This is a genomic window from bacterium (genome assembly GCA_020444065.1).
In the GTDB taxonomy this organism is placed as follows: Bacteria; Sumerlaeota; Sumerlaeia; order SLMS01; family JAHLLQ01; genus JAHLLQ01.
On sequence record JAHLLQ010000005.1, the window covers coordinates 18,339 to 32,327 of the forward strand.

7 protein-coding genes are annotated in these 13,989 nt (G+C 58.1%); 4 read left to right on the forward strand and 3 right to left on the reverse strand.

Going from position 1 to position 13,989, the window contains the following annotated elements; all coding sequences use genetic code 11:
* Window positions 1-17 precede the first annotated feature (17 nt).
* Window positions 18-464, forward strand: coding sequence for a hypothetical protein (locus KQI84_13005; GenBank protein ID MCB2155795.1), 447 nt, complete (start codon window positions 18-20; stop codon window positions 462-464).
* A gap of 329 nt (window positions 465-793) precedes the next feature.
* On the opposite strand, the gene KQI84_13010 is transcribed toward KQI84_13005, so the two are convergent.
* Entirely contained in the window at window positions 794-1,330 is a 537-nt protein-coding gene (locus tag KQI84_13010) for a cyclic nucleotide-binding domain-containing protein (GenBank protein ID MCB2155796.1), read from the reverse strand.
* Window positions 1,331-1,676: 346 nt separating this feature from the next.
* Here KQI84_13010 and KQI84_13015 point away from each other — a divergent pair, with 346 nt between their 5' ends.
* The 3 genes from KQI84_13015 to treY all read left to right on the forward strand — a co-directional run bounded on the left by KQI84_13015 (window position 1,677) and on the right by treY (window position 12,421).
* A complete protein-coding gene (locus tag KQI84_13015) occupies window positions 1,677-7,601 on the forward strand; it encodes a hypothetical protein (protein MCB2155797.1) in 5,925 nt (1,974 codons plus the stop codon).
* 135 nt (window positions 7,602-7,736) lie between these two features.
* The gene (treZ, locus tag KQI84_13020) at window positions 7,737-9,563 is read left to right on the forward strand and encodes a malto-oligosyltrehalose trehalohydrolase (GenBank protein ID MCB2155798.1); all 1,827 of its coding nucleotides are present in this window, start codon (window positions 7,737-7,739) and stop codon (window positions 9,561-9,563) included.
* Between the two features lie 50 nt (window positions 9,564-9,613).
* Complete coding sequence (gene treY / locus KQI84_13025) at window positions 9,614-12,421, forward strand: malto-oligosyltrehalose synthase (protein ID MCB2155799.1); 2,808 nt, start codon at window positions 9,614-9,616, stop codon at window positions 12,419-12,421.
* On the opposite strand, the gene rsgA is transcribed toward treY, so the two are convergent.
* Both rsgA and mce read right to left on the reverse strand, forming a co-directional pair.
* Window positions 12,418-13,470: a ribosome small subunit-dependent GTPase A gene (rsgA, locus tag KQI84_13030; protein MCB2155800.1), complete on the reverse strand. Its 1,053-nt coding sequence runs from the start codon at window positions 13,468-13,470 to the stop codon at window positions 12,418-12,420. The two genes, treY and rsgA, sit on opposite strands and share 4 nt — an antisense overlap.
* Before the next feature lie 63 nt (window positions 13,471-13,533).
* Complete coding sequence (mce, locus tag KQI84_13035) at window positions 13,534-13,968, reverse strand: methylmalonyl-CoA epimerase (GenBank protein MCB2155801.1); 435 nt, start codon at window positions 13,966-13,968, stop codon at window positions 13,534-13,536.
* Window positions 13,969-13,989 lie beyond the last annotated feature (21 nt).

Here is a 13,989-nt window from a genome sequence, read left to right on the forward strand (position 1 = left end):
TGCCCGGGAGTCGTATGATGCCCAAGACGACAGTGCTCCTGAACAAGATGGCCTGTCAGTTGTACTCGGATATTCGGTTCATTGCCCAACTGAACCCCACACAGATCGTGGATGACGATACGGCCAAGATGTTCAACAGCCTGCTGGCGGAAGTGCGGCAGAACTTTCACTCCGTTCCACAGGTCTTCTTCTTTGGCGAGATGACCGGGCGGACGATCAAGTACAAGGACGCCCTGATCGTCGTCGGGCAGTTGAAGAGCATCATGGAGGCGGTGCTGACAGACGAAGGCGGTGTTATGCCTCCCGCTGCAACGCCGACCGACAAGAAGCCAAAGGAGAGCTCGAATCCGAACGATTCGGTCCACGACGCGGAACTGTACGGGCACAGTCCGCCGGTCCGCGTCAACGAAGACGGCACGATTCCGTTTTCACTCGAGGAAGAAGCTCGAATGAACGAAGAGTGAGCCTCTAAAACTTGTCAGACTGAAGCACGCCGGAATCCCAGGGACTTCGGCGTGTTTTTGTCATTGGGGTAGCGGTATTCACTGTGTCGCCGCGCCCGGATCGTCTCTCGGGTAGGGATCAGCCTACGCGGAACGCTCTGGCCTGGCACGTGCCCGCCTTATCTGTATATCGACTGTTGAGGTGACTTGAGCATCTTGCTCAAGCCCCAGGGACGGGAATCCTTCTGCGAGGGTTCAGGACATTGATCTCTGCGGTTGCACTCCGATGTTCCTGCAATTGCCGCCACGCCGGGATCGTCTCTCGGGCAGGGATGCCCGAGCCACCTCCATCAATAATACCGCGCGCGCATCAGGTTGACCATGCGGCGGTTCATCTGGCGCAGGCGTTCGGAGAGGATGCGCGAGACGTTTCGCATCATGCGCATCGCCAGATTCGGCTGCTCGTCAAACATGCGGCAGAGCTCCTCGCCGTTGACGACCAGGATCTCGCAGGGGTCGATGGCGACGGCGGTGGCCGATCGGACCTGGCCGCCGACAAGGGCCATCTCGCCAATGACTTCGCCGGGGCCAAGCCGGGTGATCCCGACTTCGACGTATGGGGCGATGGACTCGATGTGGATCCCGACGCGACCGGAGACAATGATCAGGACATCGCGCCCCTCTTCGCCTTCTTCGAGGAGCGTCTGGCCACGATAGGTTGTGAAGAGGCTGGACAGGTCGGCGATGGTTTCCAGGTCGATCTCGTCGATCTCCTCGAAGAGGGGAGATCCACGGAGAAGGCCGAGGATGCGCTGGCGCTCGTTGGCGGGCGTCGCGTCCGCAGTGTCCGATGGCTTGGTAGACTTCTTGGACATTATCGATGCCATGGCCGAATATTGGCTCCCGCCGGGCGGGCCTGAGGGGCCACACCCGAACGACTTTGAACCGTTAACGCTGGAGTGTGGACAGGGAGGAGGCAGACGGCAATGGGAGATTTGCATTCCTCCGTGCGAATATTAGGTTCTCAACCCGCCTCCCTCTCCTTCCAGATTGACCCGGACGCCTCGTTCACATTCTCTTACACTTATCAGGATTGGAACAACGATGATGCGACCTGCCTTGGAGAGGGATAGGATGCGGTGCGGCGTCCCCGACGCCCGCCATTCTCCGTGCCCGATTCGGCAACAAGCCTCACGAAACAGCGACTGAATTACACAGCATGGAGATTCCCCCATGAAGCATTCTGCTCGATTTCGAAACGTATTGATCTTCGGTGCCCTGGTTTCCGCGGCGCCACTGGCGCTCTCGACCGCACAGGCGGCGGAGAAAACCAATGTCTGGATTGGCGGAACGGACGATTGGTCCAACACTGCTGCCTGGAGTCTCGGCGAAGTCCCGACGAACAGCGTCGATTCCTACTGGGCGATCATCGACGGCGACACCGGAACCGATTCAATCGCCTCGGTCAATTTCAACGCCAAGATCACGACTGGCACGGTGACGACCGGCGATCGGGTGGAAGTGTTGAACGGCAACAACTTCCAGATCGATGGTGGCGAGATGGAGGTCGACGGCGTGCTCCGCGTTGCTTCGACAGGAAGCGTGACGCAACTGAGTTTGCTGAATGACTCAGAGGTCAGCGGATCCGGCGTTCTTCAACTGAGCGATAACTCAAACAACTGGGTGATGCCGACTCTCGACGGGACGTTTGAGTTCGGCCCCAGTTTGACAGTCGAAGGTTCCGGTCACCTTGCGGGAAACCAAGGTGGTTTCGTCAACTATGGAATCATCGATGCCAATAATGATACAAACTATCTTGAGATCGATACGCGCCAGCCCCAGACGCTTGAGAACTACGGCGCACTTCGCGCAACTGGCACGGCGGGACTGCGGCTGAACACGGCGACGGTGCAGAACTACTCGAACCCCATCTTCATGGATTCGGGAAGTCAGATCTACGTCAGAAATTCGACCCTCTATGGACATGGAAACGCCATCCAGGTCAATGGCTCCGGGTATTTGAACATAGAGAACTCGACGATCTACGACCTGGCGCTGACGGCCGGCAGCGGCATGACGGATTTCCTGGGGAGCAACACGCTCAATGGCGCGAGCTATTCTGGTCAGGCGACGCAGAAGAACGGTTCGACCGTTCAGGCGATCAACGACCTTCCTATCAATGGCGATTGGACGATGGATGCAAGTTTGCAGGATACATCACTCATCATTGCCAATGGCGGTAGCCTGATCGGACCGGCGAACATCTTTCTGTCGAACTCAGCACACAATCGCATTTATCCCTCGTTGAATCAGAGCATGGTAATCGAGAGCGGCATCTCGATCACCGGTGCTGGACAGTTTGGCCTCAATGAGGGAGGAATCGGAAATCACGGTCAGATCACCCAGCAGGGCTCGGCGACCATGACGATCGATACGCGCCAGCCGATGAGTTTCGATAACTTCGGGACGCTGGCAGCGGAAGGAACGGGTGGCATTCACCTCAACACATCCGACGTGAACAATTACAATTCTCCGATCGCGGTGTCTGATGGCTCGAAATTGAACCTGACAAGTTCTAAGCTCTACAACAACGGACAGGATATCGACCTTCAAGGCACCGCAGCGATGTCCGTGTCTGACTCGACGATCGGCGATGCGTTCATTTACATGATGGCAGGCGTCGTCGATTTCTTTGGCACCTGCACGTTGGACGCAGTGGGATCATACGGTGTCTTTGATCAGAACAACGGTTCGACCGTTTACATCGATAACGACCTGGCCTTCGATGGCGTTTGGAACATGCTGGGAAGCGGCAACTGGACGAACCTGGTTGTCAGGGGTGATGGCATTCTCGACGTAGCATCCGAAGGAACTCTCGAACTGGCTCTGACCGACAATATGAACAACCGAGTTTATCCGGAACTGAATAAAACTCTGACGCTCGGCAATGCAACGTGGCTCCACGGCGCGGGTCACTTGGGCGTCAACGAAGGCGGCTTCTTCATATACGGCAGCCTGGTTGCCGATGGAGCCAATCCCCTGACAATCGATACGCGCCAGCCAATGTCCCTGGAGAATTACGGTCACATGGAAGCGACTGGGACTGGCGGGTTTAACCTGAACACGGCCAATGTCAACAACTACAACTACCCGATTCTTGTGGCCGACGGTTCGCGATTCGACATGAATAGCTCGACACTCGACAACAATGGGCTGCGTATTTCATTGGCCAACAGCGCGCAAATGAATGTCGCGAACTCGACGATTCGAAATGCGGAAATCGGATCAATGCTCATTGTTTTGCCGACCGAGCGCGCCGCCGGCGAGGTTACCTACTCCGGCAACGTCAATCTTGACAATGTCGTGTCGACGACCACCGTTGTGCAGGAGAACGGATCGACCGTAAATGTTGCAGACTTCATTTTGCACACCGGTCCCTGGTACATGAATGCGGGCGGCAATTGGACGAATCTTGTTGTGAATGGAGGCGGCGGGTTCTTTGGAACCTCGGACTTGATTCTCTCCGACTCCGGAAACAACCGCATCTATCCCGAGCTCAATCAGATGATGACTTTTGGGCCTGACATCTGGATCTCGGGTGCGGGCCAGTTGGGTGTCAACGAAGGCGGCTTCTATAGCGAGGCGACCATTACGGCGGACGGCACTGCGGCGATTCGAATCGATACGCGCCAGCCGATGGCTTTTGAGAATATGGGGAAGCTCTCTGCGACAGGGCCTGGCGGTCTCATTTTTAGCACTGCCAACGTTGTGAACTACAATGATCCAATTATCGTTGATACCGGTTCGAAATTGGAAGTGTCCGATTCCACGCTGTACAACAATGGACTGGCTGTTCTGCTCGCAGCCGGATCGCAGATGCTGGTTACAAACAGTTCCATTCACAGCGCCGACATTGTCTCAGGTGTCCTGTTCGGGCGCGGCATAGCCGATATCGTTTATTCCGGTAATGTAAATCTCACCGACGTCAATTCGACGGGTACCGTCGTGCAGAGCAATGCCTCGACGGTCAATATCTACGGCGGCCTGCACCATGATGGCATCTGGGAGATGCAGGGGGGCGGCAACTGGACAAACCTGATTGTATATGATGGAGATGGCTTGTGGGGACCGATGGACCTGATTCTTTCGGACTCCTCAAATAATCGGGTCTATCCGGAACTGAACGAGAACATGTTCATTGCTTCCGATGTGCAAGTCTCCGGCGCCGGTCAGTTCGGCGTGAACAACGGCGGTTTCTACAACGAGGGATCGATCGTCGCATCGGGCAGCAACTTACTTCGAATCGATACGCGCCAGCCGATGTCCTTCGAGAACTACGGGACCGTACGGGCAGCCGGCATGGGTGGCCTGCTGTTGGATACGACTGACTTCAACAATTACACCAACCCGATTGTTGTGGAGCCAACCTCGCAGATGTCGATCAATAGTTCGACACTGGACGGCAATTGGACAGAGTTGATTCTGCAGGCTCCGGCACCTCTGGCTGTGACGAACTCGACCGTGTTGGGCGTGCAATTGCTGGCGGAGAATACGACGGCAACGCTGAGCGGAAACGTCAATCTGAGCGATGTCCCCGCAACCGGCACCATCGTTCAGACCAACCTGTCGACTGTGAATATCTACGGCGATCAGTTCCTGAATGGAACATGGAACATGATGGGGACTACGAATTGGACGAATCTCATCATCAACAACTACGGAACGCTCTATGGGCCGATGAATCTGGTTCTTTCGGACAGTGTGAACAATCGCATCTATCCGGAATTGGACGGGGAGATGACCTTTGGGCCGAACGTCTCAGTCTCTGGAGCGGGTCAATTGGGCGTCAATAACGGCGGATTCTACAATGAAGGCAAACTCATCGCCGAAGGCACAAGCGCCCTGACGATCGATACGCGCCAGCCACAGGCCTTTGTGAATACCGGCATCGTGGAAGCGGTCGGCCCGGGCGGGCTCATCCTGAATACATCGAACTTCGACAACAGCGGAGCGCCGCTGATCATACATGATGGCTCGAAGCTCTTCATCGAGAACTCCAGCTACTTCGGGAACACCACCTCGGTGAGTGCGCTGGGAGGCGGCAACATCGGCGTGACCAACTCCTCAATATCCGACACGGATGTGTCGCTCGAGGGAGGGACGCTGACCTTTAGTGGCAATAACTCGCTGAGCACGGTGGCAATGTCCGGCCATGTCGTCCAGAACAACAATTCGACTGTGACGATCGCGGATGGGTACTTCGCGCAGAATGGCCCTTGGGATATGCAGGGGGGCGCGAACGAGACGAATATCATCGTCAACGGTGGGAATACACTCGGCGGCACCGGCATCATGAGTCTGACCGGCTCCATCCAGAATCGCATTTTCCCGGCACTCGACACGGTGATGCGGCACGGTTTGAATCACAGCATCGAGGGCGCCGGCCAGATGATTCTCAATCAGGGCGGCCTGATCAACGAAGGTCGGATGACTGCGAACTTGGAACCCGGCATGTCTTTCGACATTCGCAGCGGCTACAATTTCCTGAACATGGGGCTTCTAGAGGCCATTTCTCCCGGGACGATCAGCATAACCGATTCGAACCTGTTCACAAATCTCGGCTACATTCTGATCGATCAATCGACGCTGACGGCGGATCAGGATCTCGCGCAGAACAGCGGGACAACAGAACTGCGGACCGGCCAGGTCAGCGTGAACAACACGTTCACGTTGAACGATGGCACGCTCGCCGGCAGTGGCTTCATCAGTGGCAATCTGACGAATGTCTCCGGCTTGATCGCGCCGGACACATCGATCGGCGTGTCGGGAACGCTGCACCAAGGATCGCTCGGCACGATGGCATTTGACGTCTTCCCGCTCGATAAGCATCGCGAGCATCATCGCGGCATCGTTCCGAGCGCTTCTGGGAATGACGAGATGTCGATTGGCATCATGGAGTTTGGCGGTCGTCTGGAAGTCGTCTTCAATGGCTACACGCCGAGCGAAAACGAGGAGTTCACGTTGTTGTTCTTCGAGGTCGGATCCGGCACGTTCAACGAAGTCGTCGGCATCAACCTGCCGGAAGGCTTCTCGCTGCAACCAATCTACGAATCCAGCAGCATGCGCGTGCGCGTGACGACGCAGGCTCAGCCCGAGACACACATTGTGAACAGCGCGCTGATTCCGATCTCCCCGGGCCGGGCGATGGTGTCCTTCCGCGACGATCGGCCGACGAGTGTCTCGTCCTACCTGATCAGCGTTGCGCGCGTGACCGCGACGGGCACGTGGGTACACGAAGAGATCGTCAACTATCCGACGCCGGTCATCAGATCTGCCCGCTTTGGCGAAACGCCGGTGTTCGATCTGCCGCTGGTCGACCCGGCGGAGCCGACTTCGTGGGAAGGCGACTACAGCTACACCATCATGGCGTACTCCGGTTTCGATGCGACGGGCGAGAGCGTGTTCGGCACCGAGGGAAGTCAGCCAATCGCTTCGACGGACATGCAGGTGCTGAACGTGCAGAGGAGCGAGGACGGAACGGTGACGTTGCGCCTGGCGGATGCTCGCCCGACCGGCTCCGATACGATGTACGACTATATCTTCTATGAGCAGACATTCACGACGTCGCGCAGCGTCATCACGCCGCTGTACACGACGAACAACGGCCGTACGGGCGTGATGAGCGCCTCCGATGTCGGCACTTCGACCACCATGGAGTACTCCTACCATCCGAACCCAGGCGCGATCGGCTGGTATGTGAAATCGCTCGCCACCGTTTACGGCGCGGATGGAGGCCGCATTGGCCAGTTCGACATCGGCTTCCAGTCGCCTTACGTGCACGACACGATTCCGTTCACGCGCAGTACGCGCGATACGGATGGCGACGGGTTTGGCGACGAACTGGAAGTCTTCCTGGGTGCCTCTCCGAAGGACCCGAATCATCGTCCTTCCTTCGGCGACGTGGATGGGGACGGAGCGACGACCGTGCTTGATGCCGTCCTTCTCTCGCGCTTGACCGGCGAGAAGGCGATGCACTGGAAGTCCTACCAGCCGGTCTGGGATGTGGACTGCGATGGCGATGTGGACCGCGCAGACAGCGAAGCGCTTTATCTGTGGGCTATCGGCGGAGGCGAATTCGACTATCTGCCTGCAAAATAAGCCCAAAACGACCTTCTGACCGCTTCAACCACGGGCCGCCTGCCAATCGCCGGCGGCCCGTTCTGCATCTCCCCCTCTTGCGTCCGGCCCGGTATTCGCCTACGATTCGGGCGAACTCGATCAGGAGGTTTTCCCGTGGCCGAAGTCGGTGCCTGGTACAATTCCGATCAGCTTGCGCACTTCCGTGTGTGGGCGCCCGAAAGCAACGACGTGCGACTGCATCTCGTTGCGCCGGAGGATCGTATCGTCCCGATGACACGCTGCGATCGGGGCTACTGGGAAACGACGCTCGAAGGCCTGGAGCCTGGGGCGCGCTATTTCTTCCAACCCGACGGGCACCAGGATCGTCCCGATCCCGCTTCACGTTCACAGCCAGAAGGTGTGCACGGCCCGTCGGAACTCGTGGGTCGGAGTACTTTTCGCTGGAGCGATCGGGCGTGGAAGGGTGTGCCTCTGGAAGAGATGATCCAGTACGAGCTCCACATCGGTGCCTTCACCGACGCGGGAACATTCGATGCCGCCATCGAACGCCTGGACGACCTGCGTGACCTTGGTGTCAATGCGATCGAGTTGTTGCCCGTGGCTCAGAATCCCGGCGAGCGCAATTGGGGTTACGACGGCGTGTATCCGTATGCCGTCCAAAAATCCTACGGCGGGGGAGAGGGACTGAAGCGCCTGGTCGATGCCTGTCACTCGCGGGGCATTGCGGTGATTCTGGACGTCGTTTACAACCACATGGGACCAGAGGGAAATTACCTCGGCTGCTATGGGCCGTACTTCACGGATCGCTATCGCACGCCATGGGGTCAGGCGATGAACTTCGACGGCGCCGGAAGTAACGAGGTGCGCAATTTCTTCATCGAAAACGCGCTGTACTGGCTGCGCGTGTTTCATATCGATGCTTTGCGATTGGATGCGACGCACGCGATTTTCGACATCAATGCGCGACCATTTCTGCAGGAGCTTGCGGAGCGCGTGCGCGAATTCGGCGAGCACGACGGGCGACCGCGGCTGCTGATTGCGGAGAGCGATCTGAACGATGCCCGGATTCTGCGACCACTCGATGAGCACGGTCTCGGCATGGACGCGCAGTGGAGCGACGATTTTCATCATATCGTTCACGCGCTGACAACCGGCGAGCGCGATGGATATTACATGGACTTCCACAGCCCGGCCCAGTTTGCAAAGGCCCTATCAACGGGGTACGTTTACACGGGGGACCATTCGGAGTTTCGCAATCACAATCACGGCCGTCCGCCGATCGGGCGCCCAGGCCGGCAATTCGTTGTTTGTGTGCAGAATCACGACCAAGTCGGGAATCGCGCGACGGGCGAGCGCTTTTCGCACTTGCTGACGCACGAAGGGCGAAAGCTGGCGGCGGGCTGCATGTTGATCTCGCCGTTTGTCCCTATGCTGTTTATGGGCGAGGAGTACGCCGAGGACGCCCCGTTCCTGTATTTCGTGAACCACTCCGATGCGAACTTGATCGAGGCCGTGCGCAACGGGCGGCGCGAGGAGTTCGAGTCCTTCGACTGGCAGGGCGAAGTTCCCGACCCGCAAGCCGAAGAGACTTTCGAGCTGTCAAAGCTGAATTGGAAATTGCGCGGCAAGGGCGAGCACAAACTGCTGCTGGACTTCTATCGCGAGTTGATCGCCTTGCGGCGCGGCCTGCCTGCGCTGAGCAACCTGGAGAAGGAAAGCGTCGAGACTACACTGCACGGCGATGTTGTGGAGATGACGCGCTTGCAAGGCACTTCCTGTGTGAAGGTCCTGTTCAACTTCTCGCAGAAGAGTGAGGCTATTTCCATCGAGAGGGCGCCCGGGCGGTGGATGCGGCGGCTGGATTCTGCGGCCGACTCCTGGGGTGGAACTGGTGCCACGGCGCTCGTGCAGTGGCAGGACCGCGCGACAATCGAAATGCCGCCGCAATCCCTGGCGCTGTACGTTCGCACAAAGGACTGAATAGAACTCCCCCGAAGACGCAGTGAACTCCGGGAGGGAAAACGATAACTATGCATCTGCCTGTTTCCACATACCGCATTCAGTTTCATCCCGACTTCGCATTCGAGGATGCACAGAAGATCGTGCCGTACCTGGCGGAGTTGGGCGTGTCGGATCTTTACGCGTCGCCCATCTTCAAGGCGCGGTCGGGCAGCAGCCACGGCTACGACGTTGTCGACATGGCGAAAATCAATCCCGAACTCGGCGGCGAAGAAGGCTTCGAGGAACTGAGCCGCGAGTTGCGCGCCCACGAGATGGCGTGGTTGCAGGACGTCGTGCCGAATCACATGGCGTTCGCGAAAGAAAACCTGATTCTGATGGATGTGCTGGAGAATGGGCCGAACTCGCGCTTCTATCAGTTCTTCGACATCGAATGGAATCATCCATACGAGAGCATTCGAGGGCGCGTGCTTGCGCCATTCCTGGGTGGTTTCTACGGCGATTGCCTGGAGAAGGGTGAGATTCAACTCAAGTACGATCGATGGGGATTCTCGGTCAATTACTACGACCTGAGATTCCCGCTTCGCCTGACGTCCTACCTCGACATCCTGACGTACAACCAGGCGCGGCTGAAGCGTACGCTTGGCAGTCGTGATGCGGATTATTTGAAGTTCCTGGGCGTAACGTTTTTCATCAAGAACCTGCCTGCAGCAGGCGATGAGGAGCATGACGAGGAGCGCGGCGATCAGATCGCGTTTGTCAAACATCTGCTGTGGGAACTGTACAACGACAACAACGAGATCCGTCGTTTTATTGACGAGAATGTTGCCACTTTCAATGGCCGCCCCGGCGATCCAGAGAGCTTTCACTTTCTGGACGAAACGCTCAACAAGCAGCACTACCGCCTGGCATTCTGGAAGGTCGGAACGGAAGAACTGAATTTCCGGCGATTCTTTTCGATCAACGATCTGATCTCGCTTCGAATGGAAGACACTGAGGTCTTCGAGCGTACGCATCGACTGATCTTCGATCTTGTGCGGCGCCAACGCATTCATGGCCTGCGCATCGATCACATCGATGGATTGTACGATCCGACGACGTACCTGGAACGACTGCGTGACAAGACCGGCGCAACGTACCTGGTGGTGGAGAAGATCCTCGAACTGAAAGAGGAGTTGCCGCCGCAGTGGCCAATCCAGGGAACGACCGGCTACGAATTTCTGAACATGGTGAACGGGCTCTTCTGCGATTCGCAGAATGTGACCAAGCTGGATCGTATTTACAAACGCTTCGCCGATGTGAAGATCCCATACCAGGACCTGATTCAGGAGAAGAAACGACTGATTATCGGAAAGCACATGGCCGGCGATGTCGATAATCTGGCTCACTTGCTGAAGCGCATCTCCAGCCGCTATCGCGACGGGAACGACCTGACGTTGTATGCGTTGCGGCGTGCGCTCGTCGAATTCCTGACGCAGTTCCCGCACTATCGGACGTACATCAGCCCCGACAACTTTACGCAGCAGGATGCAACCGTGTTAGAAGGCGTCTTCAACGTTTGCCGCGCCGAAGCACCCGTGCTCGTGCATGAATTCGAGTTTCTCGAAAAGTTCGTCCTCGCCGGCTACCACGGCACGATCAATCCGGAAGAGCGCGCGGATTGGATTCACTTCATCATGCGCGTTCAGCAGTTCACCGGGCCGCTGATGGCAAAGGGCATCGAGGACACGGTCTTCTATATCTTCAATCGTCTCGTGTCGTTGAATGAAGTCGGAGCGAATCTGACGAAGTTTGGTTTCTCGCCGGAGGAGTTCCACGCGTTCAACATCAACCGGATGCAGCGTTGGACGAATTCGATGAGCACAACCTCGACGCACGATACGAAACGCGGCGAGGATGTGCGCGCGCGTATCAATGTGCTGTCGGAGATTCCGGAAGAGTGGGATGCGCAACTTAAGAGGTGGCGACGTTCGAACCAGAAACACAAGCCGAAGAAGAAGAGTCGACTTATCCCGAGCCCGAACGACGAGTACTTCCTATACCAGACGCTGCTTGGCGTCCTGCCACCGGGCGCGGAGCCGGATGAAGATTTCGTCGAGCGCGTTCGCGACTACGCCATCAAGTCCGTTCGCGAGGCCAAGGAACACACCGCATGGCTGCGGCCGGACGATGACTACGAGCAGGCCTACTCCTCATTCATCCAGAAGATTCTCGAGCCACGGAAGAACAACTCGTTCCTGAAGAGTTTCATGCCGTTTGCCCGCAAGGTCCAGTTCTACGGCGCGCTGAATTCGCTGTCGCAGACCTTGCTGAAGATCGCGAGTCCCGGTGTTCCGGACTTCTATCAGGGCTCGGAACTGTGGGACCTGAATCTGGTCGATCCGGACAATCGCCGGCCGGTGGACTTTGAAGTTCGCCAGGCGATGCTAAAGGATATCGTGCGCAAGTCCGCCACGAAGTGCGGCAAGTTCGCGCGCGAGTTGATGGACTCGTACGCTGATGGGCGCGTGAAGATGTTCGTCACACACCGTGCCTTGAAGGCGCGTTCGGAGAATGCGGAACTCTTCCAACGCGGGCGGTACATGCCGTGTCGCCTGAGCGGCGAGCAACGCAACCGCCTCGTTGTCTTCACGCGCGAGTTGGAAGGCGTAACGATGCTGGTCATCGCGCCGCGCTTCTTCACGCAGATCGTGGATGAAGGTCAGGCACCGGTTGGCGAAGCCGTTTGGCAGAATACAATGATTGCGTTACCAGATGGCGCTCCGAAGCGATGGCGCGACGCGATGACCAGCGCGGACATCAAGGTCGAGGGCAAGCTGCCGGTCGGGCAGGCGCTGGAGAACTTCCCCGTCGCGCTGCTGATCGGCGAATCGATCTAGCGCCGCCGCTTGCCACCGGTCTTGCGAATCTCGCGGCGCATTTCGGTGATCTGTGCCTGGCGTTTGGCAACATTCTCCAACTCGTCGCGCAACTGTCGATAGCTGTGCAGTCGCGCCGGATCCAGGCGGCCTTCTTCAATTGCCAATCGCACGGCGCAGCCCGGTTCGGACTCGTGATCGCAGTTGCGGAACTGGCATTGCTCCGCCAGCTCAACGATCTCGGGGAATACTTCATCGAGCCCCATGTCTTCCGTGACCCAGAGCTGGACCTCGCGCAGGCCCGGGGAATCGATCAAGACGCCGCCTTCTGGAAACAGTATCATCTCACGCTGCGTGGTCGTGTGACGGCCTCGGCCGTCGGCCTCGCGCACTTCCGCCACGCGCTGATGTTCCGAGCCGATCAGTCGGTTGATGATCGTGGACTTTCCCGCGCCGCTGGAGCCGACGAAGATCGCCGTCTCGCCCTGGCCGAGGTACTGGCGCAGATCGAGGATGCCGCGTCCTTCCGTGGCGGAGGTCACGTGGATCGGCGCATCCGGGGCGGCCGATTTCGCTTCCATCCCTTCGGCTTCGAGACGCTCTTCGTTAACAAGATCCGCCTTGTTGAGCACCACGACCGGGCGCGCGCCGCACTCCTCAACCAACACGAGGTAGCGTTCCAGGCGCCGGAGATTATAGTCCTCCGTCAGTCCCATCACGATGAAGACCGTGGTGACGTTTGCGGCCAGCATCTGCTCGCGTGTGCGAACGCCTGCAACCTTACGTGACAGGCGCGTGCGGCGGGGGAGGACTTCCTGGATGCGAAAAATGGGGTCGTGTTCGCGGCGGGAGAGCGCTACCCAGTCGCCAACGACCGGGAGTTCCGCGAGCGATTCCGCCGTGTGGCGCAGGTAACCCTTGATGCGCCCGACGACGTGTCCTTCTTCGGTCAGCACATCGTACTGACCTTTGTGACGTACTGCAATGCGGCCGGGCAGGTGCCCCTTCGCCTGATGCGGTGCAAAGGCTTCCGCCCAGCCGTCATCCCAACCGAGTTCAATCAGATTCACTGCCGTCTCCTGTGACGCGGGCCGCGCCGGGACCGGCAGAATTTCGCCAGAACCTTGCGGCCATCAATGAGCGTAGGGCGGTTCCTGCGGCGAACCGGCCGGCCTTTCCACCAGTTCCGTCAGCACCCCGCCCATATCTTTCGGGTGCATGAAGCAAACGAGACTTCCTGCGTGGCCGTGGCGCGGCGCCTCGGAGAGCGCGCGACGCCCCTGGGACTTCAGCGCGTCCATCGCTGCCGCCACATCGTCCACGCGATAGGCGACATGATGCATTCCGTAGCCGCGCTTCTCGATGAACTTGCCGACGGGCGAATCGGGGCCCGTTGCCTGCAGCAGTTCCAGGCATGTCTCGCCGCACTGGATCATCACGACCTTGACGCCTTGCTCCTTCACTTCCTCGATCGGCCCGACATTGGTCAGTCCGCATCCCTTGTAGGATTCGATCGCGGCGTCCAGGTCCTCGACGGCAATTCCAATATGGTCCACAAACTTCAGCATAACATCCTCCGGGAATATGCT